Here is a 24,069-nt window from a genome sequence, read left to right on the forward strand (position 1 = left end):
GGACGGCACGCTGTCGGCAAACTGACAGGAATGTCAGTTACGGGTGGAACGGCGACGGAAGCAGGTCAGGCGGCGCAAGCCCGGATCTGGTCCCAGTCCACGTAATCGTCGGGCGACGCGACGTCGGGCAGCACCACCCGCCCGCGCGATACTGTCAGCGGCAGCGCCGTCACCTGACGGGTCAAGGTCAGGAAGAAGGTCTGTTCGGCCGGCATCAAGCGCAGTTCGTCGGGAACGGCGGCGGCCTGCTGCAGGTTGATGAGCGTGCCCAAGGCGCTTTCCGCGTAGATGCCCACCGCGACGCGCGCGCCGCGAGCCTGCGCCAGCGCGCCGATGACACCCGCTTCCGCCATGCCGATGCGGCCCGGCTTGGTGCTGAGGGCGCGGGCCCCGCGTTCCAGGAACAGGCGGGCGTCGGTGGCCGTGGTGCACGCCCGGTCGACCAGGATAGGAATGCCGACGCTGTGTTGCAGCGTCTGGAACCGGCCGTCGGCTTCGAGCGGACAGGGGTCTTCGGCGATGGCGACGCTTTCGTCTTCCAGCATGCGCACATAGGACGCGGCCTGGTCGGGGCGATAGGCGCTATTGGCATCGACGTTCAGCACGATGGCGTCGCCCACCGCCGCGCGGATGCGGCGGATGGCCTCGCGATCCACCTCCATGCCCTGGCCGCCCTTTACCTTGAGCGCGCGCAGACCGAGCGATTGCACGCGGTCCGCGGCTTCGCGGGCCATGGCGCCGGGGGATTGGCGAGTCACGGTCCACGTGACGTCCACGCTCGGCGTGCCGCCCAGGTGCCGCCACAAGGGCTGGCCGGCCGCCGAGGCCCGCAGCATGGCGCAGGCGGTTTCCACCATGCCTTTCGCCAGCCGGTTTTCGGGAATTGGCGCCAGGGCGGCAGTGACAGCCGCAACGTCGCTCACGTCGACCTTGGCCAGTGCGGGCATGAGCAGGTCATCGAGTACGGCCGTCAGCGACCGGAACGACACCCCCGACCACGTCGCCTTGACCGTACCCTCCGCCAGTCCGACGACACCCTCGTCGGACTCGATGCGCAGCAGGCTGTAGCGGCCTTCGGACTCGATGGCGTTGGCCCAGACGATTTCCTGCTGATAGGGCAGGCGGTAGTGGAACAGCGACCACCGGGCGATCCGCATGTCAGTTGACCGTGATGCCCGCGTCTTTCACCAGCTTGCCCCACACGCCCATTTCGCGCTGGATGTGCTGCTTGAACTCTTCCGGGCTGGTGCCGAGCATTTCCACCCCTTCGGCGCTGAAGGTTTCTTTCATCTCGGCCGTCTGGAGGATCTTGACCAGCTCCTGGTTGAGTTTTGCAACGATAGCGGGTGGCGTGCCGGCAGGCGCGGCATAGCCCCACCATCCAGCGGCGTCGTAGCCGGGCAGCGTTTCGCCGATGGTCGGCAGGTCCGGCAGCGCCGACATGCGTTTGGCGCCGGTGGTTGCGATCGCGCGCACCCGATTGGCCTTGATGAAGGACTGCGCGCCCGTATAGGTGCTGAACGAGAACTGCACCTGATTGCTGACGAGGTCGGTCGTTGCCTGCGCGCCGCCCTTGTACGGCACGTGCAGCGTCTTGACGCCCCCCAGGCTGTTCAGCAGTTCGCCCATCATGTGCGCGGTGCCGCCATTACCGGTCGACGAAAAGGACAGTTGGCCGGGCTTGGCCTTGGCCAGCGCGACCAGGTCCGCGACCGTCTTGACCGGCAAGGCAGGCGCCACGATCAGCACATACGACGACGTGGCCGCCAACGTGATGAAGCTGAAGTCCTTGATCGAGTCGTAGGGAAGGTTGGGCACCAGGCTCGGGTTGACCGAATGCGACGCCGCGATCTGGAGCAGGGTGTAGCCATCGGGTGCGGCGCGCGCCACGTATTCGGTGCCGATGGCCGTGCCACCGCCCGGCCGGTTTTCGACGATCACCGGTTGCTTGAGCGCTTCAGACAGCTTGGCGCCCACGCGCCGCGCCAGCACATCGTTGATGGCGCCCGCAGTGTACGGCACGATGATGTGAATGGCTTTCTTCGGATAGCCGTCGGCGGACCCGGCGGCTTGCGCCCAGGCAAGGACGGGCAGGGTCAGGGTCGCGGCGAGCACCGCGGTCGTGAGCGTTCGGATGGCGCGCATGGATGTCTCCGTGGTCGGCTGGTCGCACCCCCGGCAGGGCGGGGATGTGCCACCGTTTTTATAGATCGTTGTCGATGTCAACTACGAGGTCGGCCAACGATACCACCAAGAAGTTGCGGAAATCAACTATTTGCCGGGCGCCGCGGCTAGGGCGTTACCCGGGGTGACGCCAGGGCGTCGAAGTGGCCCTGCAGCGCGGCCGCCGGCTCGCCGGCGCCCAGCGCGAGCATCAGCAGCACGCGGGCCTTGCCCGGATCTAGATCCCCCGAATGGAGGAAGGGCAGGTCATCGGATGACGCGCAGCGCGTGACCGCGCCACGGCCGCTGCGGCTGGCCCGCACGACCACGACGCCGGCATCGACCGCGGCCCGCAGACGGCTGGCCACGGTGGTGGGGACCGCGCCGTTGCCCGTGCCCGCCCAAACCAGTCCGGCAACGCCTTCGGCGACCAATGCGTCGATCGGCGCGGTCGAACACCCGGCATACCCAACCACGATGTCAACCGGGGCCAGCGGCGTTTGAACGGAGAACGACGGCGCGGGCAGGCGCGCCGGCAGTGGATCCCGCCAGCGGGTCGCGCCGTCGTAGACCGCGCCGACGGCATCGTCGCGCAGGCCGAAGGCGTCGACCGACGTCGTATGTTGTTTGGTCACTCGCCGCGCGGCCAGGATGCGGGCGTTCATCACCACCAGCACGCCCCGGCCCGCGGCGCGCGCGTCGGCTGCGACCCGCACGGCATCGGTCAGGTTCTGCGGGCCATCGGGCAGGGCGGCGCTGGCTGGCCGCATCGCTCCGGTCAGCACGACGGGCTTGCGGGTCCGCACAGTCAATTGCAGGTACCAGGCGGTCTCTTCGAGCGTGTCGGTGCCGTGCGTCAGCACGACCGCATCGATCTCGGGATCGTCCACGGCGGCCTGCACCCGCTGCCCGACCGCCTGCCAGAACGCGGGTGTCGCATCCTTGCTGTCAATGGCGGCGATGTCTTCGGGAACCAGGGTGGCCAGACCATCGAGCGCCGGCATGCGGGCCAGCAGGTCGGCGATTCCAAGCTGCGCGGCCCGGTAGCCGGTCAGGTCGCTGGCGTCATCGGCAAGGCCTGCGATCGTGCCGCCGGTGGCGAGCAGGGCAATCCGTGGCAAGCGGTGTGTCATGATGGTTGGACTCGTCGAGGGAACAGGAAGGGAACAGGGGTATGAATGACACGCAGCGCTTGATGGCATCGCTTCGGATGCGTCAGCTCGAACTCGTCAGTACACTGGCAGATGCCGGCACGATGCGCGCGGCCGGACTTGCACTGTGCCTGAGCACGGCCGCTGTCAGCAAGGGGTTGCGCGAAATTGAGTCGCTGTTCGGTGTCGCGCTGTTCCACCGTTTGCCGCGCGGCGTGGTGGCCACATCGGCCGGAGAGCTTGTCATTGCGCGCGCTCGCCTGTTGCTGTCCGAAGTCGGACAGCTGGCCGATGCGTTGCGTGAAAACCGCAGCGGCGCGAACCCGACCCTGAAGATCGGCGGCCCGCCCTTTCTGGCGTGGACCTGGGTCCCGGCGATCCTGCACGTGCTCCAGGCCGAGGGCAATCCTCCGCCTGTCCGCATCATCGAAGGGCGGCTCGTCGATATCTGCCGCAAGCTCGAAGCCGGCGACATCGATGTCCTCATCACCATGAACACGCCGTCGGAACTGGGGGCGCTCAAGCCCGATGGATTCGTGATCGAACGCGTTGGCAGCGAACCGTGGATTGCCGTATGCGCGCCCGGCCATCCGCTGGCGCGGCGGAGCGAGCCGATGCCGTGGGCGGACCTGCGGACGGCGGCGTGGATCCTGCCGCCCCGGCCGACCCACGCGCGCATGATGGTCGAACAGCTGTTGTTGCAGCAGGGCCTGCCACCGATCGCCCCCGCCATCGAGTCCACCAACGCCATCACCAATCTGGAACTGGCCGAACGGTCGCTCGGGCTGACCTTGCTGGCCCGCTGCGCCTGTGCCGACCGGCTGGCGCGCGGCACCCTGGTCGAGGTGCCTCTGGCGACCGCGCCGCCACCGGTGCCGATCGCACTGGTGTACCGGCTCAATGCCGCGCATCACGGCGCCGTGGCCGCGTTTCGCGCGGCGGCCCAGGCCTTGCGCGCCGCCGGGCCTGGCAGCGACTGATCCAGTACAAGGGCGGCATCCCGGCGCCGCGGGTCAACGTGCAGGCGCATCCTACCGGCACCGCGCCTGCAGGGACGCCGGCGTATCGGCCGCCAGCCCCAACGCACCCGGCAGGAAATTGCGCTGACGCCAGTCGGTCTCATAGACCGCATCGAATATCGTCAGTGCACTGCTCAAGGTCGGCGTGGGCACATTGGCCAGCCGGGCCAGGGCTTCCTGGAACGCCAGGCCAAACGGCGCATCTTCCACCACATATCGATGCGACAGGCTCGCGGGTCCATTGGGCCCCATGCCGCGTTCGTGGATCGCCTGCGCCATTTCTTCAAGCGGACCGAAAGTCACGTCATAGGACTTCTGGTAATGCTGCTGCAGCGTGGGCAAGGACAGGCCGAACGCCTGCGCCACCGCCAGGCGTTCGGCGTCGAGCCGGTCTGCCAGCCGTGCCACCGCGCGGTTGAAGCAACCGAACAGCGGCCACGTTTCGCCGCGTTCCATCCGCGACAGATTCGGGATCACTTCGGCCGCGTGCGCGATCGGGTTGATATTGGCCAGCGTCGGCGCCAGCAGGCTGTCCGATGCCACGAAACGGCTGCCGAACAGCTGCTCGCAGGTGGCAAGCGCGTCCTCCTGCCGGCCCGCGCCGGTGCACGCCAGGTCGATGCGGTCGCGCCACCGGTTCAGGTGCAGCACGCCATCGGGCCGGAAATACGCCGTGGTCAGGGTCGTGCCCCAGGCCGTCACCTGCAGTGACACCCCCGGCGCGCGGCGTCGTCGGCCATCCACAACGAGACCAGCGACAAGGCGCCGCTGACATGGATCTGCTGCCCGCTGCGCCAGTGCGGCGCCAGGGTAGCCAGCACGTCGGCGTAGGCATTGCCCGGCAGGCACACGATGACCACATCGGCGTCGGAGACCTGGCGGACGTCGGTCAGCCAGTCGACGTGAACAGGGGTCTCCAGCGCGCCGGTGCAGGTGAAGCGAGCGGTGGCGGCGCGGGACGGCCCGCTGCTGGCGGGCGACGCCGCGTCAAGGGTGAGCCGCCGGCCCGTGGGCGACCACATGGCGACGCGATGGCCGCGGGTGGCCAACGCGGCCGCGGTGGCGCAGCCGATCGGCCCGGCGCCGACGATGGTCACGCGCGGCGCACGGGCCGCCGAGGGAGAAACGATCATGGTCAATCCAGCGAGATGTGGCGGTCGCGGATGATGGCGCCCCACTTGGTGCTGTCGGTCGTCACCGACTTCGCCAGCGCATCCGGACCGGCATTGACGATCTCGACGCCCTGGCGCTGCAGCTTGTCGCGCAGATCGGCCTGGGTCATCGACGTCTGGACGGCGGCGGCAAGCCGGTCGATCACGGGCCGCGGGGTCGCGGCGGGTGCAAACAATGCAAAGGTGGTGGTCGATTCGAAGGCGGGCACGCCGGACTGGCTCACGGTAGGCACGTCCGGCAATTGCGTGGAGCGGGTGTTGCCGGTCACGCCGATCGCACGCAGCCGGCCGGACGTTGCGAACGGCACGGCAACGCCCAGGTCCAGGAACGCGGCGTCGACTTCGTTGGCCGCCACGGCCTGGGTGGCCGGGCCGCCCCCTTGTACGGCACATGCGTGAAGCTTGTGCCTGTCAACGACATGAACAGTTCGGCCGCGAGGTGGCTGGTGGACCCATTGCCACCCGACGCGATGTTGAGCTTGCCCGGCGCCTTGCGGGCCAGCGCCAGCAGATCCTGGACGCTGCGTACGTCCAGCCCCGGGCGCACGGCCAGGATCAGCGGACTGGCGGCCAGGAGGGCAATGGGCGCAAGGTCTCGTTCCTGTTGATAGGGCAGGCTCTTGTACAGGTGCTGGGCGATCGCATAGGTACTGTTGGTAGCCAGGACCAGCGTGTAGCCGTCGGCTGGGGCATTGGCCACCTGCGCGTGGCCGATGGTGCCGTTGGCGCCCGGACGGTTGTCAACGACAACTTGTTGGCCCAGCTGCTTGCTCATTTCGATCGCAACGGTGCGCGCCAGCAGATCGGTGGCGCCGCCGGGGGACCACGCCACGACGACCTTGATGGGGCGGGTGGGGTAGCCGGCGGCGGGCTGCGCGTGCGCGGTGGCAACCAGAGCGGGCGCGAGAGCGGCCAGAGACAGGGCGGCGAGCAGACGACGGCGATGCAGGGAACTCATGGCACGGATCCGGAAGGAAGTAGACCGGATCAGTGTAGGGATAGCGGCGGTTGACGCACGAACGATGAATGGTCAACGTGCGTTAACCGCGGGTTAAGGCGCCGGCAGCCCGCGTTGGCAGGCGCAGGCAGGCTCAGGCAGGACAGACCGGCTGATCATACCGTTTGACGTGTTCCCGCCAACTGGCGACCATACGCCCGTCGTTTTCTTACTTCACAGGAAGCTCAACATGGAACTCGGACTTCAAGGCAAGGTCGCCGTCGTGACCGGCGCAACGGCAGGCATCGGCTATGCGACCGCGCGCAAATTCGTGGAAGAGGGCGCCCGTGTCGCCATCTGCGCGCGCACCGCCGAATCGGTGGAACGCACCGTCAAGCAACTGCGGGATCTGGGCGGCGACGTGTTCGGCATGGCGGCCGACGTCAGCCAGCCGGCCAGCATCGAGGCATTCTTTGCCGCCGTCGACAAGGCCTTTGGCCGGATCGACATCCTGGTGAACAACGCGGGCACGTCCAAACGCGGCCCCTTCCTGCAGATGACGGACGAAGACTGGGCCGGCGACATGGAGCTCAAGGTCTATGGCGCCATTCGCTGCTCGCGCGTCGCCATCCCGCACATGAAGAAGCAGGGCGGCGGAAGGATCATCAATCTGTCGACGATCGGCGGCAAGCAGCCGGCGGCCACGTCGATGCCCACGTCCGTGTCGCGCGCGGCCGGTCTGGCCCTGACCAAGGCGCTGTCGAAAGAGCTTGCGGGCGAAAACATTCTGGTCAACGCCGTCTGCATCGGCAAGATCAAGGCCGGGCAGCACGAAAAGAATGCTGCCGCAAAAGGGGTGGCCATCGAGGACTTCTACACCGACTTTGCCAAGGACATTCCCCTCAAACGCGTGGGCGAAGCCGAAGAGGCTGCCAACGTCATCGTGTTCCTGGCGTCGTCGGCCGCCAGCTACGTGACGGGCAGCAGCATCAACCTGGACGGCGGCGCGTCGGGCGTGCTGTAACCCGATCCCCGCAAGTCTTACCGCGGACCCGCCTGGTAGCGCGCCGTCACGAGGCGTCACGCGTCGTCACCAGGCGTAATGCCCCTGGCCCCTTTCCGGCGGCGCGCAACCGGCGTATCATATAGTTAGATTAACTAACTATCCGGGGGCGGGATCCTGTTTCCGTCGCCGCCGCCATGCCCGACCTGCCTTCCCCTGAATCCGTCGAACTTGCCGCTGCGCTGCGGCCGGCCATCCTGCGCCTGAACCGCCAGCTGCGGCGCGAAACGCTGTCCTTGGGCGTCTCGCCCTGATGGTCATGGTGCTGACGACCATCGGCAAGGAACCCGGCATCGGCGTCAGCGATCTGGCCACCCGCGAGAACATGCGGACGGCCACGATGAGCACGCACATCAAGCAACTGGAAGAGCAGGGCTACGTGGTGCGTGACCAGACGCTGCACGCCGACCGCCGGCGCGTCGGGCTGGCCATCACGCCGCAGGCCGAAAAACTGGTCAGTGACGTGCGCCGGTTGCGGACCGACTGGCTGGCCAGGCAGGTTGCGGGCCTGCCGGCCGCCGAACGCGCCGCGCTCGCCAAGGCGGTCAATGCTCTGACGCTGCTCGGGAACTAGGGGACGCCATGTATCACCACACCAACGACCTGCCGCTTTTCCAACGTATCGGCGCGCGTGTGTCGCCCATGGTCGTGCCGCTGATCGTGGGCTGTGCTCTGTTCATGCAGATGCTGGACGCGACCGTGATCGCGACCGCGCTGCCCGCCATGGCGGCGTCCCTGAACGAAGATCCTGTGCGCATGAATATCGCGATCACGGCGTATCTGCTCAGCGTGGCGGTGTTCGTGCCGGTCTGCGGGTGGGCGGCCGACCGCTTCGGTGCGCGCCAGGTGTTCGCCGCCGCCATTGCCCTGTTCACGCTGGCGTCGATGGGCTGCGGGCTGGCGCAGACCTTGCCGCAGTTGCTGTGCGGGCGGGTCGTGCAAGGCTTTGCCGGCGCCATGATGGTGCCGGTGGGCCGGATCGTGCTGCTGCGATCCGTCAAGAAAAGCGAGATGGTCCGCGCCATGTCGTTCCTGAGCATGCCAGCGCTGCTGGGGCCCATCATGGGGCCGGCGCTGGGCGGCTTCCTGGTCACCTACACGTCATGGCGCTGGATCTTTTTCATCAACGTGCCGATCGGCCTGCTGGGCGTGGTGCTGGTCCTGCGGTACATCAAAAATATCGATGGCGGACAGGCGCAACCCTGGACGTGATCGGCTTCATACTGACCGGTCTGTGCCTGGCCAGCCTGGTGTTCTGTTTCGACGCCATGGCGCATGGCGTGCTGTCGCCGCTGGCCACGGGCGCGCTGGTGGCGGGCGGCCTGTTGTGCGGCTGGCTGTACATCCTGCATGCGCGCCGCACCCCACATCCCATTCTGGACTTCAGCCTGCTGAAGGTGCCGACCTTTTCCACCGCCATCGTCGGCGGCAATCTGTGCCGGCTGGCCGTCGGCGCCGTGCCCTTCCTGCTGGCCATGCAGTTGCAGGTCGGCTTTGGACTGACGCCATTTGCCGCAGGCATGCTGACCTTTTCCGGCGCGGTGGGTGCGCTGGCCATGAAGGTGACCGCGCCGCGCATCATCCAGCGCGCGGGCTTTCGCAAGGTGCTGATGGTCAATGCGATCCTGACCGGCCTGTCGATCATGGGCTGCATTCTTTTCGACGTGGACACGCCCCATATGGTGATCCTGGCTGTGCTGTTGCTCGGCGGCTTCTTCCGGTCCTTGCAGCTGACCGCAGTCAACACGCTTGCCTATGCCGATATCGCGCCGGAACAGATGGGGCGCGCCACGGGCCTGGCCAGCGTGGCGCAGCAGCTCGCGATCAGCCTGGGTGTGGCGCTGGCGGCCTTTTCGCTCAAGACCAGCATGCATGTGCGCGGGGTGACGGTGCTGGAAGCACGCGATGTCATGCCTGGGTATCTGCTGATCGGCATCGCTTTCTTTGTGTCGATCTGGTACTTCCGCGGGCTGTCGTTGACGGCGGGGGCCGAGGTGAGCGGCAAGAAGTGATGACCGTGGCTTGACGACAGACTAACCGCATGAGATCGTGCAGGTGATCGACTGATAATCAGTTGGCCGCCTGCTTTTTTCGTCAACCCGTCGCTGCATCCGATAGTCAAGGTCATGGTCAAGTCAACGAAAGCCGCCGCCCCCGTTCCCGATTTGGAGCCCGTGCCCGGCACGAAACGCCTGGCGCCCGAACAGCGTGAACAGCAGATCGTCGAAAAGGCCATCGAGCACTTCACCCGGCATGGCTTCTCGGGCAGCACGCGCGAACTGGCCCGGGAAATCGGGGTGACCCAGCCGCTGCTGTACCGCTATTTTCCAAGCAAGGAAGCGCTGATCGATCGCGTGTACAGCGAAGTGTTCAGCTGGCGCCCCACGTGGGAAACGGTGTTGACCGACCGCAGCATTCCGCTGGCCGACCGGCTCGTGTCGTTCTATAGCGATTACGCCCGCGTGATCCTGCGCGAAGAGTGGATCCGCATCTTCATCTTTGCCGGTCTGACGCGCGAAGGCATCAATACTACGTACCTGAGCAAATTGCGGTCCAAGGTGTTCCTGCCGGTGCTGGCCGAGATCCGCCACGAATACGGCATCGCGGCCCCGCGGGCGCGGCCGAACTCGAGCCCGAGATCGAACTGGTCTGGGCGCTGCACGCCAGCATCTTCTATCTGGGCGTGCGCAAGTGGATCTACGGCCTGAAGATCCCCAAGGATATCGATGGCCTGATCGAAACCAAGGTTTCCGCGTTCCTGCACGGGGCGCCCAGGGTGATGGCGGACTTGCGCAAAGGCTGAGCGGGCACGCTTCACACCGCGCAGTACCGCTCCTGGATCGACGCGTCCGCCAGCATCGCGCGCGCATCGTTGGCGTAAACCACTTCGCCCTGGTCCAGGATGTAGGCGCGGTCTGCAATCCGCAACGCCAGTTCCACGTTCTGCTCGATCAGCAGAAGGGTGACGCCGGCCCGCTTCAGGGCCGTGAAGTACTCGAACATTTCGTCGACCAGCAGCGGCATGATCCCTTCCGAGGGTTCGTCCAGCAGCACGAATTTGGGCTTGGCCGCCATGGCGCGCGCGATCGTCAGCATCTGCTGCTCGCCGCCCGACATGGTCACCGCCTGCTGGTCCAGGCGTTCCTTCAAGCGGGGAAAGGTATCGGCGATCTCGTCGATGATCGTGGCTTCCTGCCCGTGCAGCGGTGACCGCAGCAAGCCCAGGCGGATATTTTCGCGCACGGTCAGCCCGGGCACGATCCGCCTTTCTTCGGGCACGTAGGCCAGTCCGCGCGCATATCGGGCATGGGCTGGCAGTCCCAGGATTTCCTCGCCATCGAACCGGATCGACCCCTTGACCTTGGTCATCAGCCCCGCCACGCTTTTGACGGTGGTGGTCTTGCCCGCGCCGTTGCGGCCCACCAGGCAAACCAGCTCGCCCTGATCGACCTGCAGGTTCACGCCCTGCAGCACGTGGGCTTCGCCATACCAGGCATGAAGATCTTGAATGTGCAGCATGATGGTTGTCTCTTTCAATGATTGCCCTGGCCAAGGTAGACACGCTTGACCTGTTCGTCGGACCGGATGTCATCGGGCGTGCCTTCGGCCAGCAATTCGCCGTGATGCAGCACCACGATCCGGTCGCTGATGCCCATCACCATCTTCATCTTGTGTTCGACCAGCACCACGGTGCGGGCCTCGACCAGTCCGCGGATCAGATGCATCATCGTCCTGGTCTCTTCCGGACTCATGCCCGCGGTCGGCTCATCCATCAGCAGCAGCTTGGGATCGGTCGCCAGCGCCACCGCGATTTCCAGGCTGCGCTGCTGGCCGTGCGCCAGGTCATGCGCGCGGTGGCGGGCCCGGTCCTGCAAGCCGACCGTGCGCAGCAGTTCCATCGCTCGTTCTTCCAGCCCGGCCAGCGCCGCACGCCTGCGCCACAGACCGTAACGCGACACATGCGCCTGCAAGGCGATGCGCACGTTTTCCAGCGCAGTAAAACGGGGGAACAGGTTGGTGATCTGGAAAGACTTGGCAATGCCGATGTGTGCGAAGTCGTGCGGCTTCAGACCTGTGATGTCCTGGCCATCGAAGATCACCTGCCCGCCACTGGGGGCGTGCGCGCCCGACAGCAGGTTGAAGTAGGTGCTTTTGCCGGCGCCGTTCGGGCCGATGATGGATGTCAGCCTGCCGCGCGGAATGCGGACCGAGATGTCCTTGAGCGCCATGAAGCCGCCAAAGCGCTTGCTGACGCTGCGGGTTTCGATCAGCGTGTCGTGAAGGGAAGCATGAGGATGATCAGCGGTCATGGCGAAGTTTCTCCAGCAGGGTGCCCCACACGCCTTTCGGGAAGAAAAGGACGAAGAAGACGAACACGGCGCCCACATACAGTTGCCAGTTTTCGGTGTATTCCGAGATCACGTCCTGGATCACCAGGAACAGGGCGGCGCCAACAAACGGGCCGAAATAGGTGCCCATGCCGCCCAGCAGGCACAGCATCACCACCATGCCCGACGTGGTGTAGGCCAGCGTTTCGATCGCGACGCTGGACAGGTGAATCGCATACAGCGCGCCGGCCAGGCCGCAAAACGCCGCCGACAGGACAAAGGCCAGGAGCTTGCTGCGTTCGACGTTGAAGCCGCAAGCGCGCGCCCGCGACTCGTTCTCGCGTATCGCTTCGATCACGCCGCCAAAGGGCGACGCCAGGATACGCGACAGGGCGAGCAGCGCGACCGCCACGAAGGCCAGCATGAAGTAGTACTTGTGCATCGGGTCCAGCAGGTTCAGGTGCAGCCCGAACAGAGACACGTCCGACACGTTCGCCCCGCGCAGGCCGTTTTCGCCGCCCGACGCGGGCAGCTGATAGACCAGGAAGTACACGCACTGCGACAGCGCCAGCGTGACCATCGCAAAGTAGATGCCGCGGGTGCGGATGGCCAGCAGGCCCATCACCAGCGCAACCACGGCGGCCATGGCCACCGCGGCGGGGATCGCCCACCACCAGGCCGCGCCATGCTGGGCGATCAGAATGCCCGCGGTGTAACCGCCGACGCCCAGGAAAGCCGCATGCCCGAACGACAGCAGGCCGGTGTAGCCGAACAGCAGATTGAAGCCGACGGCATACAGCCCGAAGATCAGGATGTTGATGGCCACCGACTGGTAGGGCATCAGCCACGGGAAGACGGCAAAGAACGCAAGGGTGGCCAGCACGCGATGGCGCGCCACGCCGTCGAGCCAGCCGGACGCATGCAAGGGGCGGGCCGGTGCCGCCGGGATGGGAGAAGTCAGGAATTCGCTCATGGTGACTCGCTGGATATCAGGTCATGAGGCCCGCGCGGCCGAACAGCCCTTGCGGACGGAACAGCAGCACGATGGCCATGATGACGAACATCGAGACTTTGGCGGCCTCGGGAAAGAACAGCACGGACAGGCTTTCGGCAATGCCGACCAGCAGGCCGGCTACCACGGCGCCAGTCAGCGAGCCCATGCCGCCAACCACCGTCACGACAAAGGCGACGATCAGCACCGAGGTGCCCATGTCGGGTGACACGCCTTGCAGCGGCGCGGCCAGCACGCCGGCCAGGGCGGCAATGCCGGTGCCGACGCCGAACACGATCAGCCAGACCCTGGAAATGTCGACGCCCAGTACCCGTACGATGACCGGATCCCGCGCACCGGCCCGGACGATCAGCCCCAGCGAGGTCTTTTCGATGAACAGCCACAGCACCCCGAGCAGCGCGACCACTACACCGATGACGAACAGGCGATAGGTCGGAAAATCGGCAAAGCCCAGGTTGGTCGCGCCCTGCAGGATGTCGGGCGTATCGAAGGGCAGGCCCGCCCGGCCGAAGATCATGCGTACGGCTTCGACCATCATGTAAGCCAGCCCGAAAGTCAGCAGCAGGGGGTAGTCGATCCCGCGCCCGTACAGGGGCCGGATCAGCCAGCGTTCGCACACCATGCCGATGACCGCCACGATGATCGGCGCCAGCACCATGGCGAGCCAGAAGCTGCCGGTTTTCTCGGCCACGTAAAAGCCGGCGTAGGCGCCCAGCATGTAGAACGCACCGTGCGCAAAGTTGACGACCGTCAGCATGCCGAAGATCAGCGACAGCCCTACGGCCAGCAACACGTAGATGGCGCCCAGGGCCAGTCCGGTAAACAGCTGCAGGGCGATGAGATCGAATGTCATGCGGCATCCTCCTGGATCGGGCTCGTGTCAGCCCTTGAAGCCGAGCGTCGCGCACGAACGCAGCAGGGCCTCGCTGGGCGGCTCGACATGCAGCACCTTGAACACTTCATCCGGATGGCCGGCCTGGGTTGCCGCCGACTGGATCACCAGCACCGACTGCACTGATTGCTGGTCGCAGCCGCGGTAGTACTGCGGGCCTTTGTAGGTGTCGTACTTGAGCGCCCGCAGGGCCGCGGCGACCTTGTCGGGTTCGGTAGAGCCCGCCGTCTTCACTGCCATCAATAGCGACTTGACGGCGGAATAGGCCATGGCGCCGTAGTCGGACGGGTAGCGGTCCTTGTTGGCCGCGCGAAAGGCGGCGTTGAAGGTTTTGGCGGCGGGCACCGTGTCTTGCAGCTTCCAGTAATACTGCGTGCCGCCGATCACGCCGTCGTAGGTGCCGGCGCCGCCCGACACCCGCGCGGTGTAGGTCAGGATCGGCGTCACGAAGGTCATCTGCTTTTTCATGCCGAAGTCGCCGGCCTGTTTGATCGAGATGCGGTTGTCGGCGCCGAAGTTGTTGAACACCAGCACGTCGGCGTTCATGGCGCGGATGCGGGGCAGGAAGGCCGAAAAGTCGGTCGCGCCCAGCGGGTGCTTGACCTCGCCCACGACGTTGGCGCCCATCTCTTTCGCGACTGCTGTAAAGCCCCGCGTCATTTCATGGCCATAGGCATAGTCAGCCGTCAGGAAGGCGACTTTCATGCCGCGCTTGAACACATACTTGCCGACAGCCTGCGTCGTCATGTGCGGGTTCAGTGCCTCGTGAAAGGTATAGGGGCTGGCATCGGTGGCTTCGTTGATGGCATCGGACTGGCTGATCGAGACATACAGCACCTTGCGCTGCCTGGTCACGTTGTTGATCGATAGCTGCGTGGCCGCCGACAATCCCCCACGATGAAGCTGACGCCTTTCTTCTCGATCAGTTCCAGAGCCCGCGTCGCCGCCTCGCCCGGGTTGAGCCGGTCGTCGCGTACCAGCAGTTCGGCCTTGCGTCCCGCCAGGCCGCCAGCGTCATTGAACTCCTTGGCGGCCAGTTCGGCATTGCGCACCTGGTCCTGCGCTTCCGCGCCGTAGGGGCCGGTCAGCGGCACGGGCAGGCCGATCCGGATGGCCTGGGCATGCGCCACGGACCAGGCGGCCAGCAGCACGCCGGTGGCGGCCAGGCGCAGGGCAGGGCGGTAAGAGTGGGGCAGTGGCATGGGGGTCTCCTGATCGGCACGTCCCGGACGGGATGCGATATTGTTTATCATTCGATAACTTTGAGTTCCATCTGCTTATTTGTCAATTGATCAATAGAAGGGGGAAACCCTAGGCCGGTTTGAGTCGGGAAGGCTTGCAGGCGGCGGATAAAGGCGCTTAGTATTTATCCATCGATAACTTAACGGAGACGACCATGCCGATCAGCAAGCTGGCTCATTTTTCTGTCCGCACTACCGATATCGAGGCGACGCGCCGCTTCTACACCGGCATTCTGGGTTTCAAGGAAGGCTATCGGCCGGCGTTCAAGTTTCCTGGCATCTGGCTCTATCGCGGCGGCGATGAGGCCGACTACGGCGTGGTCCACATCATCGGTATTGACAAGGCGGATCCGTCGGGCCTGACCGAGTATCTGGGGGAGATGGACGAGTCCCGTTTGCAAGGCAGCGGCGCAATCGACCACGTGGCCTTCCTGGCCACCGACCTGGCGGACATGCGCCGGCGGCTGCGGGAAGCGGGCCTGGCCTTTCGCGAGCGCACCGTGCCCGATATGGGCCTGCACCAGGTGTTCGTGGAAGATCCGTCGAGCGTCACCATCGAACTGAATTTTCCAGCGGCGGAAGCCCAGGCATCGGGAGCCGGCCATGAGTGAGTCGCGCAAGGCCATCGTGGTGGGCGGATCGTTGGGCGGCCTGTTCGCCGCGAATCTGTTGCTGCGGGCGGGATGGGACGTGCAAGTGCACGAACGGGTGGCCGACGAACTAGAAGGGCGGGGCGCGGGCATCGTCACGCATCCGGAACTGATGGAGGCGCTGGCCGCCATGGGTCTGCCTGCCGATGATGCGATTGGCGTGTCGGTGCGGGAACGGGTGACCCTGGCGCGGGATGGATCGGTGCTGGGGCGGCGCGCCATGCCCCAGGTGCTGACCGCCTGGGGCCGCCTGTACAGCATCCTGAAGTCAGCGTTTCCAGCGGACAGGTATCACAATGGGCGGGAACTGACGTCCGTCGAGCAGGACGGTAGTGTCGTTCACCTGAAGTTTCGCGGCGGGTTTCGCGATCAGGCCGATCTGGTGGTAGCCGCCGACGGCCTGCGATCCACCCTTCGCAGGGCGCTGCTGCCCGACGCCCATCCGGTATACGCCGGCTATGTGGCATGGCGCGGACTGGTGGATGAATCGGCGTTGAGTGACCGGGTGCGCGAAGAACTGTTCCCGTATTTTGCGTTCGGCATTCCCCCGTGCGAGCAGATGATCGCCTACCCGGTGGCCGGCCAGCACAACGGCGTCGAACCGGGCCGGCGGCGCTTCAATTTCGTGTGGTACCGCCCGGCGGATGAAAGCACGACGTTTCGCGACATGGTGACCGATGCCACCGGCCGCGTCTGGCTGGACGGCATTCCGCCGCCGCTGATCCGGCCCGAATTCATCACGCAGGCGCGCCAGGCCGCGCGGGAAGTGCTGGCTCCGCAATTTGCCGAGGTCGTGGAGAAAACCGACAACCTGTTCTTCCAGCCTATCTTCGATCTGGAAAGTCCGCGCATGGCGATCGGGCAGGTGGCCCTGCTAGGGGATGCCGCGTTCGTGGCGCGCCCGCATTGCGGCATGGGCGTCACCAAGGCAGCAGGCGACGCGATGGCGCTGGTGGATGCGCTGACCCGCCATGCCAACGTTCCGGCGGCGCTGGCCGAGTACGAGGCGCAGCGCCGGGATGCCGGTGCGTTCATCGTGGGCCATGCCCGGGCGCTTGGTGCCTACATGCAGGCGCAGCTGCGCACGCCCGAAGAACGCGAAATGGCGGAACGCTATCGCACGCCCGAAGCCATCATGCGGGAGACGGCGGTCGCGCCGGTGAGGCACTAAGGCGGGACGAGCCGCCGAGCCATCGCGCCGGCTCGCGCCCGTCCGCTTACTTCTCGCCCGTCATCTCCGACGGCACGACCCACTTGTCGAACTGTTCTTCGGTCAGGTGGCCGAGGGCAAGCGCCGATTCCTTCAACGACAGGCCTTCCTTGTGCGCCTTCTTGGCGATCTGGGCGGCCTTGTCGTAGCCGATGTGCGGGTTGAGCGCCGTCACCAACATTAGCGACCGGTCGACCAGTTCGGCGATGCGTTCGCGGTTGGGCTCCAGGCCCACCATGCAGTTCTTGTCGAAGCTGGCCAGGCCATCGGCCAGCAGGCGCACGGACTGCAGGAAGTTGTGGATGATGACGGGCTTGAACACGTTCAGTTCGAAGTTGCCGCTGGCGCCGCCGATGTTCAATGCGACGTCGTTGCCCATCACCTGGGCGGCAATCATGGTCAGGGCTTCGGACTGGGTCGGGTTGACCTTGCCCGGCATGATGGAGCTGCCCGGCTCGTTCTCGGGAATGCTCAATTCGCCCAGGCCGGATCGCGGGCCGCTCGACAGCCAGCGAATGTCGTTGGCGATCTTCATGGCGCTGGCCGCCAGGGCCTTGAGGGCGCCGTGCGCGAACAGCAAGCCTTCGTGGGACGCCAGCGCCTGGAACTTGTTGGGCGCGGAGACGAACGGTACGCCGGTGTCCTTGGCCAGTTCGGTGGCCATGCGGGTGGCGAATTCCGGATGCGCGTTCAGGCCGGTACCCACCGCGGTGCCGCCGATCGCCAGCTGGAAGAGGCTTTTGGTTGCGGCGCGCAACTGTTCGTCGGCCAGCGCCAGCATGGCTTCATGGCCCGACAGTTCCTGGCCGAGCGTGAGCGGGGTGGCGTCCTGCAAGTGGGTGCGGCCGATCTTGACGATGTCGTCAAATGCTTTGGACTTGGCGGAAATCGTCTCGCGCAGATGGGCAATGGCCGGCAACAGATGCGATTGCACCTGCATGGCGGCGGCCACGTGCATGGCGGTCGGGAACACATCGTTGGACGACTGGCCGCGGTTCACGTGGTCGTTGGGGTGCACCTTGCGTGCCTCGCCGCGTTCGCCACCCATCAGTTCGGACGCGCGATTGGCAAGCACTTCGTTCATGTTCATGTTGCTCTGGGTGCCCGAGCCGGTCTGCCAGATGCTGAGCGGGAACTCGTTGGGCCACTTGCCGGCGATGACTTCGTCGGCGGCTTTCTGGATCGCATCGGCAATGGCGGGGTCCAGCGCCCCCAGTTCGGCGTTGACCTTGGCGGCGGCGCGCTTGACGAAGGCCAGGGCCTCGATCAGTTGCGGCGGCATCTTTTCAGTCGAGATCGCGAAGAATTGCAGGGACCGCTGGGTCTGCGCGCCCCACAGATGTTCGTTGGGGACATCGATGGGACCGAAGGTGTCTTTCTCACTGCGGGTACTCATGCTCGCGCTCCTATGCGTGGATTAGGAATCATTCCAGATTAGCAGACTCTTCCTGGCCGGCAGCTTGTGCCCCTGCTTGCGACTGTGGTAAAGCCTTCAAGAGGCCATAACCAGGAGAGCCATGTGTTCGAGTCAGCAGAACGTGATCCCGTCATGTCGAAAGACGACTTCGCGGCGCGCGAAGGCGAATTGCGTACCGCGTTGCTGCAGCGGCAGTACGCGCTGCTCGAGAAAGCCGACCGCACGGTGTTGCTGGTCGTGGCCGGCATCGATGGCGCCGGCAAGGGATCGACGGTCAACCAGCTCAATGAATGGATGGACCCGCGCAATATCCATACCCTGGCTTTTGGCGCCGAGACGCCCGAATCGGCCCAGCGCCCGCCCCTGTGGCAGTTCTGGAATGCGCTGCCGCCCAAGGGCCAACTAGGGATCGTGTTCGATTCCTGGTACGCCCCATTGATGGCGGAAGCGTCGAGCAAGCATCCCGATCCCGATGCCATCGCCTTCCTGGCCGCCGAGATCCAGCGTTTCGAGGCCCTGCTGGCGGCTGACGGCGTGCAGATCGTCAAACTCTGGTATCACCTGTCGCGTGACGCACAGGCGGGCCGCATCCGCAAGCAGTTGGCCGATCCGGCCACCGCGTGGCGCGTGTCCAAGGCCGATCGCCAGGTCCACAAACGTTTCGAGCGCCTGCGCAGGGCGGGCGAAATGGTGATTGCCGCGACCCAGTCGCCGCATGCGCCCTGGCAGGTGGTGCCGGGCGCAGACGACCGGATGCGGATGGTGACGACTGCGACCGCGCTGCTGGATGCCTTTAACCGCAAGCTGCCCAAGGTCGTGCCCTTGCCAGCGCAGATGGGTGCGCCCGCCTTCGTGCTGCGAGCGCCGCACGCAAGCATGCCGGCCGCCATGCTGCCGACGGCGCCGATGGCGCCCGAGGCCTACGACCTGCGGATGGACGCGGCGCAGGCCCGGCTGGGCCAACTGGTGCGCCACAAGGCATTCAGGGACCGGTCCCTGGTGCTGGTGTTCGAAGGCATTGACGCGGCAGGCAAGGGCGGCGCGATCCGCCGTATCACGCACGCACTGGACGCAAGGCAGTACTCGGTCATGCCCGTCAGCGCGCCCACCGACATGGAAAAGGCGCATCCCTATCTGTGGCGCTTCTGGAATCGGCTGCCGACACATGGCCGGGTCGCGATCTTTGACCGGTCCTGGTATGGCCGGGTACTGGTGGAACGGGTCGAAAAGCTGATCGGCCCCGAGGTGTGGCGCCGGGCGTATGACGAGATCAACGACTTCGAATCCCAGCTGCAGGAAAGCGGGGCTGTCGTGCTCAAGTTCTGGCTGGCCGTGTCGCAAGAGGAGCAGTTGCGGCGCTTCAATGAACGGGCCGAGACGCCCTTCAAGCGATTCAAGCTGACGCCAGACGATTGGCGCAATCGCGACAAATGGGAAGACTACCGGCGCGCGGCGGACGCCATGTTCGAACGCACCGATACCGTCGGCGCGCCGTGGCACGTGGTCGCCACCGATGACAAACGCCTGGCCCGGGTGCAGGTGATCGAGGCGGTCACGCAAGGGCTGGCGAAGGCCTTGGGCAAGCGGGGCGTGTAAGGCGGCGGCCTGGAAAGAGGCGGCTTGTGGCAATGCGGCCTTTGATCGTGCGGCTTTTCCCCGTGCCTGCGGCCTGACACGGGCGGATGGATGGCGGGGCAGGGGCGGGACCGGGTAAAGTAGAGGCTACCTTCGCATTTGATCCCGCCTCGTGATCCCGCCCAGGGAACGCACCGGCCTTCCTGCCTCGTCCTTCCAGCCCCGTCCTTCCCGTATCGCATGCCGCCCGCTTCTGCTTCACCTTCCTCCGATTCACCCTTCCAGGGCAGCCGCCCCGATCAGCCCGGCACCGTCTGGGTGCTGTTCGTCACGCTGGCGATCCAGGCGCTGGCGTCGGCCGCCACCATTGCACCGGCGGTGGTCGGCCCGGTCGTCACCCGTGAATTGGGATGGTCGCCCAGCCTGATCGGCATCTATATGGCGCTGGTGTACTTCGCGGCCATGTTCACGAGTGTGGTCGGGGGCACGCTGGTCAGCCGGTTCGGCGCCATGCGATGCAGCCAGGCGTCTTTGCTGATCAGTTCGGTCGGCATGGGGCTGTTGTGCGTGGGCAATCTGCCCTGCGCTGCGATCGGCGCGGTGCTGGTTGGCATGGGATACGGGCCCATCACGCCGGCCAGTTCCTTTCTGTTGCTGCGGACGACGCCGCCCCACCGCATGTCGCTGGTGTTCTCGATCAAGCAGACAGGCGTGCCGGTGGGCGGGGTCATTGCCGCGCTGGTGGTGCCGCAAATCGAGGCCTTGGTGGGTTGGCGGCTGGCGCTGGCGTCGACGGCGTTTGCCTGTGTGCTGTGCGCGGTGATCGGACAAACGGTGCAACGGGCACTGGACGCGGATCGCGACGCCCCCTCCGCCTTCCAGTGGCGCGACCTGATCAACCCGGTGCAACTGGTGTGGCGCACGCCCGCCCTGCGCATGATGGCCTTGTGTTCGTTGCTGTTTTCAACGATCCAGCTGGCGGTGACCTCCTACCTGGTCACCTTCCTCAACCTGTCGCTGGGCTGGACGCTGATCGCGGCGGGTGTCGCGCTGTCGATCTCCCAGGTGGCTGGTGTGGTCGGCCGGATCCTGTGGGGAATCGTGGCCGACCGGTGGGTGGCCCCGCGGACGCTGCTGGGCATACTGGCGCTGATGATGGCGGCGGCCTCGGTGGCCGTGGCGCTGCTGCGGGATTCGACGCCGTTCGGGGTCGTCGCGGTGATTGCCGCGGTGTATGGCGCGTCGGGGATAGGCTGGAACGGCGTGTTTCTGGCCGAAGTGGCGCGGCGGGCGCCGCCTGGCCTGATCGGGCAGGCGACCGGCGGCACCTTGCTGTTCACTTACCTGGGAGTGTTTGTCGGGCAACCGTTGCTCAGCACGATTGCAGTCGCCGCCGGCAGTGACGGGGTGGGCAACTACGCCGTCGCGTACGCCGTGCTGGTCGTGCCGGCCTTGACGTGCGCGTGGCTGCTGCTCAAGGGGCGCGGCAAGGAAAGCTGAGGCGATCACGGCGCGGGCCGCGCCAAGCGCCTGGCGCCTAGCGCACGCCGGCGACGACCTGCGCCACGGCCGCTGTCAGCTTCTTCACATACGCGATGTGCAGAAACTCGTTCGGCCCATGTGCGTTCGACTTCGGGCCCAGCACGCCGGTAATCAGGAACTGGGCTTTCGGAAAGAATTCGCCCAGCATGCCCATGAAGGGGATGGTGCCGCCTTCGCCCAGCCAGGCGGCAGGCTTGCCGTAGACGCTCTGCGATGCACTATCGAGCGCCTCTTTCAGCCAGGGAGCGGTCGCCGGCGCGTTCCAGCCCGTGGCGCCTTCCCCGCCCACGAAGCGGACATTGGCCTGATAGGGCGGATTGTCTTCCAGCTTGCGTTTGAGCACCTGCGCGGCAAAGTGGCCGTCGACCGTGGGCGGCAGCCGCATGCTCAGCTTGAGCGACGTTTTGGGCCGCAACACGTTGCCGGCCGCATCGATGCTGGGAAAGCCGGCCGCGCCCGTAACCGACAAGGCGGGGCGCCATGTGCGGTTCAGAATGCCTTCGACCGGGTCGGTCGTGGTGGGCATGGCGTGCGCGTGGCCATCGGCGCCGTGCGAGCAGCCCACCCATGGAAACTGCGTCCACACCTGGTCTCCCAGGATCTCGCCGGCCGTGCGGGCCTGTTCCATCCGTTCGTCGGGGATCTCAGCCTGCAGCTCGGGCAGCAGCACCGTTCCGGTGGCAGGGTCGTCGATCCGGTTCAACAACTGGCGCGCGATTCGGAAAGAGGACGGCACCAGGCCGCTGGCCATGCCCGAGTGGACGCCTTCGGTCAGCACTTCCACGGTCAGGACCCCGCCAGCCAGGCCGCGCAGGGACGTCGTGACCCACAGCTGGTCATAGTTGCCGCAGCCCGAGTCCATGCCGACCACCAGCATGACGTCGCCAAGCCGTGGGGCAAGCATCGACAGATACGGAGGCAGGTCGAAGCTGCCGCTTTCTTCGCACGTTTCGATCAGGCCGACGCATCGCGGACGGGGTGCGCCCTGGGCGTCGATTGCCGAAATCGCGGTCAGCGCGGCGTATAACGCGTACCCATCGTCGGCACTGCCGCGGCCGTACAGCTTGCCGTCTTCGATCTTGGGGGTCCAGGGGCCGAGGTCTTCGCGCCAGCCTGTCATTTCGGGCTGCTTGTCGAGGTGGCCGTAGAACAGGACGGTGCGGTCGTTGCCCAGGCCTTGCGTGGCAGGCACGTCGAAGAACAGACACGGCGTGCGGCCGTCGAGGGTGACGATCTCGACATGCAGACCGGCAACGCCTTGCGCCGCCGCCCACAGGCGGGCCGACGTGATGACCTCGGCCAGGTACCCATGCTCGGCCCAGTTCGGATCGAATGCGGGGGACTTGGCGGGAATGCGGACATAGTCCACCAGGCGGGGAATGATGTCGTCGTCGTAGCGACGGGCGATGGTGCTTCCGAGGTCGGAGAGGTTCATGGCGGGCTCTGCGTTCTGGCAAGACTTTCCAGTGTAGTCCTCCGCCGTGCGCGCCGGAAACATGGCACGAACCGTCAGCGGCACACCTTTTGCTCTGGCTATGTCCGAGATGCCCCGGCGGACGGGGCGGCCGATGACGAGACCGGGGATCGCTGATGGACAACGCAAAGCATCTTTACACAGTGCTGGCAATTATGGGTTTTGTGGCTTTGCCGGTGCTGATGAACAGTGAACGTGTCGCTGCGTTCGACGACTTCATTGCCCCTCGCGCCCAGCTCTTCGATGTGGGGCCGGCCTTTCCCGGCGGACGTGCCATGCGTCCGGTTGGCATTGCCCCCGCGGCCAACAGCACGATCGAACAACGCTGGATCGATGCTGCATCGGACAAGCGCTGCAAGACCCAGTCCGCGCCTGCCGACGGCAGCCATGCGCCTGGCCGGACGCCTGTTGCGCGCTGCCTGATCGTCTGACTCACGCACTGACTCGCACAATCGCGAGAGGCCTCCCTGGGTACGACTTTTGCGATTTGCTCGACTGTAGTTCCGCTGACTTTTTTCCCTTATTCACAGGTACTGACGCCATGGCCATGTCCAAGCACCTTTCCGCGCTCTCCCGTAAGAACGCCACCCGCCGCGACGAAACCACTCGTCGCGAAGGGGCGGAACGCCGCCGAATGAAGCCCAGGAAATTCCTGCAGAACGCCTATGAGTCGATGGAAAGCGACTTCAGCACGCTGGTTCAGACCGCCATGCGTGGCTTCTATCACGCTCAGCGGCGCCGGGACCGGGCGCAATCGTAATTTTGGGCGGCCCCTGTAATTTTTACGCCGGCCGCGGTAAGAAAGTTTTGCAGGACGGCCGGGTTGCCCTCGATGTGAACCCCTGAAAAGCCAGCAGTATCAACGTTTCAGGAACTTTGGACCGAGCTGGCACACTAGTTGCATATAGGTCTGGGCAAGCCGGTCACGGCAATGAAATTCAGACGGTTCCAAGACCGTTATTGGCAAGACACTGCAAGAAGCGCGTCAAGTTGCTTCTTGGGTAGACAAGGAGAGAAACATGTTGCGCTGGGCTACTATCTTTTTCGCGATCCCCCTGCTCGTTGCCATCGTAGGCATGGGTGGCATCGCCGCGAGTGCTGCTGAGATCGCCATGGGCCTCTTCGTCGTCTCCCTCATCGCTTTCATCATGACGTTCTTTGTGACGACGCCGGATGACGAAGAAGACCGCTACGAAGGCGAGTGGCAAAACTGAAGTTCCTGA

23 protein-coding genes and 3 pseudogenes are annotated in these 24,069 nt (G+C 65.6%); 13 read left to right on the top strand and 13 right to left on the bottom strand.

Going from position 1 to position 24,069, the window contains the following annotated elements:
• Positions 1-65: 65 nt before the first annotated feature.
• The 3 genes from ACNANG_RS18080 to ACNANG_RS18090 form a co-directional block, all read right to left on the bottom strand.
• The gene (locus ACNANG_RS18080; RefSeq protein ID WP_420224160.1) at positions 66-1,157 is read right to left on the bottom strand and encodes a mandelate racemase/muconate lactonizing enzyme family protein; all 1,092 of its coding nucleotides are present in this window, start codon (positions 1,155-1,157) and stop codon (positions 66-68) included.
• A gap of 1 nt (position 1,158) precedes the next feature.
• Positions 1,159-2,145 (bottom strand): tripartite tricarboxylate transporter substrate binding protein, encoded by a 987-nt coding sequence (locus ACNANG_RS18085; protein ID WP_420224161.1) that lies wholly within the window; start codon positions 2,143-2,145, stop codon positions 1,159-1,161.
• 146 nt (positions 2,146-2,291) lie between these two features.
• Positions 2,292-3,296, bottom strand: coding sequence for an asparaginase (locus ACNANG_RS18090; RefSeq protein ID WP_420224162.1), 1,005 nt, complete (start codon positions 3,294-3,296; stop codon positions 2,292-2,294).
• Between the two features lie 41 nt (positions 3,297-3,337).
• Here ACNANG_RS18090 and ACNANG_RS18095 point away from each other — a divergent pair, with 41 nt between their 5' ends.
• Positions 3,338-4,294 carry a LysR family transcriptional regulator gene (locus ACNANG_RS18095; protein ID WP_420224163.1) on the top strand — a complete coding sequence of 319 codons (957 nt, stop codon included), beginning with the start codon at positions 3,338-3,340 and terminating at the stop codon, positions 4,292-4,294.
• A 51-nt stretch (positions 4,295-4,345) separates the two neighbouring features.
• Here ACNANG_RS18095 and ACNANG_RS18100 read toward each other — a convergent pair whose 3' ends face one another.
• The 3 genes and pseudogenes from ACNANG_RS18100 to ACNANG_RS18110 form a co-directional block, all read right to left on the bottom strand.
• On the bottom strand, positions 4,346-5,047 hold the full coding sequence (locus ACNANG_RS18100) for an NAD/NADP octopine/nopaline dehydrogenase family protein (protein WP_420224164.1): 702 nt from the start codon (positions 5,045-5,047) through the stop codon (positions 4,346-4,348).
• On the bottom strand, positions 5,032-5,466 hold the full coding sequence (locus ACNANG_RS18105) for a 2-dehydropantoate 2-reductase N-terminal domain-containing protein (RefSeq protein ID WP_420224165.1): 435 nt from the start codon (positions 5,464-5,466) through the stop codon (positions 5,032-5,034). The genes ACNANG_RS18100 and ACNANG_RS18105 overlap by 16 nt, the downstream gene beginning before the upstream one ends.
• A 2-nt stretch (positions 5,467-5,468) precedes the next feature.
• Positions 5,469-6,463 (bottom strand): annotated as a pseudogene (locus ACNANG_RS18110) (Bug family tripartite tricarboxylate transporter substrate binding protein).
• 229 nt (positions 6,464-6,692) lie between these two features.
• Here ACNANG_RS18110 and ACNANG_RS18115 point away from each other — a divergent pair.
• The 5 genes and pseudogenes from ACNANG_RS18115 (at position 6,693) to ACNANG_RS18135 (ending at position 10,308) form a co-directional block, all read left to right on the top strand.
• Positions 6,693-7,466, top strand: coding sequence for an SDR family NAD(P)-dependent oxidoreductase (locus tag ACNANG_RS18115; protein ID WP_420224166.1), 774 nt, complete (start codon positions 6,693-6,695; stop codon positions 7,464-7,466).
• A 298-nt stretch (positions 7,467-7,764) separates the two neighbouring features.
• The gene (locus tag ACNANG_RS18120) at positions 7,765-8,079 is read left to right on the top strand and encodes a MarR family transcriptional regulator (RefSeq protein ID WP_420224167.1); all 315 of its coding nucleotides are present in this window, start codon (positions 7,765-7,767) and stop codon (positions 8,077-8,079) included.
• A gap of 8 nt (positions 8,080-8,087) precedes the next feature.
• Positions 8,088-8,717: an MFS transporter gene (locus ACNANG_RS18125; protein ID WP_420224168.1), complete on the top strand. Its 630-nt coding sequence runs from the start codon at positions 8,088-8,090 to the stop codon at positions 8,715-8,717.
• Complete coding sequence (locus ACNANG_RS18130; protein ID WP_420224169.1) at positions 8,714-9,517, top strand: MFS transporter; 804 nt, start codon at positions 8,714-8,716, stop codon at positions 9,515-9,517. Before ACNANG_RS18125 ends, ACNANG_RS18130 begins: the two co-directional genes overlap by 4 nt.
• A gap of 114 nt (positions 9,518-9,631) precedes the next feature.
• Positions 9,632-10,308 (top strand): annotated as a pseudogene (locus tag ACNANG_RS18135) (TetR/AcrR family transcriptional regulator).
• Positions 10,309-10,319: 11 nt separating this feature from the next.
• On the opposite strand, the gene ACNANG_RS18140 reads toward ACNANG_RS18135, so the two are convergent.
• From ACNANG_RS18140 to ACNANG_RS18160, 5 genes and pseudogenes are all read right to left on the bottom strand, one after another.
• Positions 10,320-11,024, bottom strand: a complete 705-nt coding sequence (locus ACNANG_RS18140; RefSeq protein ID WP_420224170.1) for an ABC transporter ATP-binding protein — start codon at positions 11,022-11,024, stop codon at positions 10,320-10,322.
• 14 nt (positions 11,025-11,038) lie between these two features.
• A complete protein-coding gene (locus tag ACNANG_RS18145; RefSeq protein WP_420224171.1) occupies positions 11,039-11,815 on the bottom strand; it encodes an ABC transporter ATP-binding protein in 777 nt (258 codons plus the stop codon).
• Positions 11,805-12,806 carry a branched-chain amino acid ABC transporter permease gene (locus ACNANG_RS18150; RefSeq protein WP_420224172.1) on the bottom strand — a complete coding sequence of 334 codons (1,002 nt, stop codon included), beginning with the start codon at positions 12,804-12,806 and terminating at the stop codon, positions 11,805-11,807. The genes ACNANG_RS18145 and ACNANG_RS18150 overlap by 11 nt, the downstream gene beginning before the upstream one ends.
• A gap of 16 nt (positions 12,807-12,822) precedes the next feature.
• Positions 12,823-13,698, bottom strand: a complete 876-nt coding sequence (locus ACNANG_RS18155) for a branched-chain amino acid ABC transporter permease (protein WP_420224173.1) — start codon at positions 13,696-13,698, stop codon at positions 12,823-12,825.
• Positions 13,699-13,725: 27 nt separating this feature from the next.
• A pseudogene (locus ACNANG_RS18160) lies at positions 13,726-14,990 on the bottom strand (ABC transporter substrate-binding protein).
• A gap of 143 nt (positions 14,991-15,133) precedes the next feature.
• Between ACNANG_RS18160 and ACNANG_RS18165 the strand changes: the two are divergent.
• Positions 15,134-15,589 carry a VOC family protein gene (locus tag ACNANG_RS18165; RefSeq protein ID WP_420224174.1) on the top strand — a complete coding sequence of 152 codons (456 nt, stop codon included), beginning with the start codon at positions 15,134-15,136 and terminating at the stop codon, positions 15,587-15,589.
• Positions 15,582-16,799: an FAD binding domain-containing protein gene (locus ACNANG_RS18170; protein ID WP_420224175.1), complete on the top strand. Its 1,218-nt coding sequence runs from the start codon at positions 15,582-15,584 to the stop codon at positions 16,797-16,799. Before ACNANG_RS18165 ends, ACNANG_RS18170 begins: the two co-directional genes overlap by 8 nt.
• Before the next feature lie 46 nt (positions 16,800-16,845).
• Here ACNANG_RS18170 and fumC read toward each other — a convergent pair whose 3' ends face one another.
• Positions 16,846-18,234 carry a class II fumarate hydratase gene (gene fumC / locus ACNANG_RS18175; protein WP_420224176.1) on the bottom strand — a complete coding sequence of 463 codons (1,389 nt, stop codon included), beginning with the start codon at positions 18,232-18,234 and terminating at the stop codon, positions 16,846-16,848.
• Between the two features lie 123 nt (positions 18,235-18,357).
• Here fumC and pap point away from each other — a divergent pair, with 123 nt between their 5' ends.
• Positions 18,358-19,851 (top strand): polyphosphate:AMP phosphotransferase, encoded by a 1,494-nt coding sequence (pap, locus tag ACNANG_RS18180; protein ID WP_420224177.1) that lies wholly within the window; start codon positions 18,358-18,360, stop codon positions 19,849-19,851.
• Between the two features lie 219 nt (positions 19,852-20,070).
• Positions 20,071-21,330: an MFS transporter gene (locus ACNANG_RS18185; protein WP_420224178.1), complete on the top strand. Its 1,260-nt coding sequence runs from the start codon at positions 20,071-20,073 to the stop codon at positions 21,328-21,330.
• 37 nt (positions 21,331-21,367) lie between these two features.
• On the opposite strand, the gene ACNANG_RS18190 is transcribed toward ACNANG_RS18185, so the two are convergent.
• The gene (locus ACNANG_RS18190; protein ID WP_420224179.1) at positions 21,368-22,807 is read right to left on the bottom strand and encodes a M20 family metallopeptidase; all 1,440 of its coding nucleotides are present in this window, start codon (positions 22,805-22,807) and stop codon (positions 21,368-21,370) included.
• Positions 22,808-22,962: 155 nt separating this feature from the next.
• Here ACNANG_RS18190 and ACNANG_RS18195 point away from each other — a divergent pair, with 155 nt between their 5' ends.
• From ACNANG_RS18195 to ACNANG_RS18205, 3 genes are all read left to right on the top strand, one after another.
• Positions 22,963-23,277 (top strand): hypothetical protein, encoded by a 315-nt coding sequence (locus ACNANG_RS18195; RefSeq protein ID WP_420224180.1) that lies wholly within the window; start codon positions 22,963-22,965, stop codon positions 23,275-23,277.
• 110 nt (positions 23,278-23,387) lie between these two features.
• Positions 23,388-23,606, top strand: coding sequence for a hypothetical protein (locus ACNANG_RS18200; RefSeq protein ID WP_420224181.1), 219 nt, complete (start codon positions 23,388-23,390; stop codon positions 23,604-23,606).
• Positions 23,607-23,865: 259 nt separating this feature from the next.
• Complete coding sequence (locus tag ACNANG_RS18205) at positions 23,866-24,060, top strand: DUF1328 domain-containing protein (RefSeq protein ID WP_179585293.1); 195 nt, start codon at positions 23,866-23,868, stop codon at positions 24,058-24,060.
• Positions 24,061-24,069: the final 9 nt, after the last annotated feature.

The sequence above is a fragment of the Pigmentiphaga litoralis genome (genome assembly GCF_048632615.1).
GTDB lineage: Bacteria > Pseudomonadota > Gammaproteobacteria > Burkholderiales > Burkholderiaceae_B > Pigmentiphaga > Pigmentiphaga litoralis_B.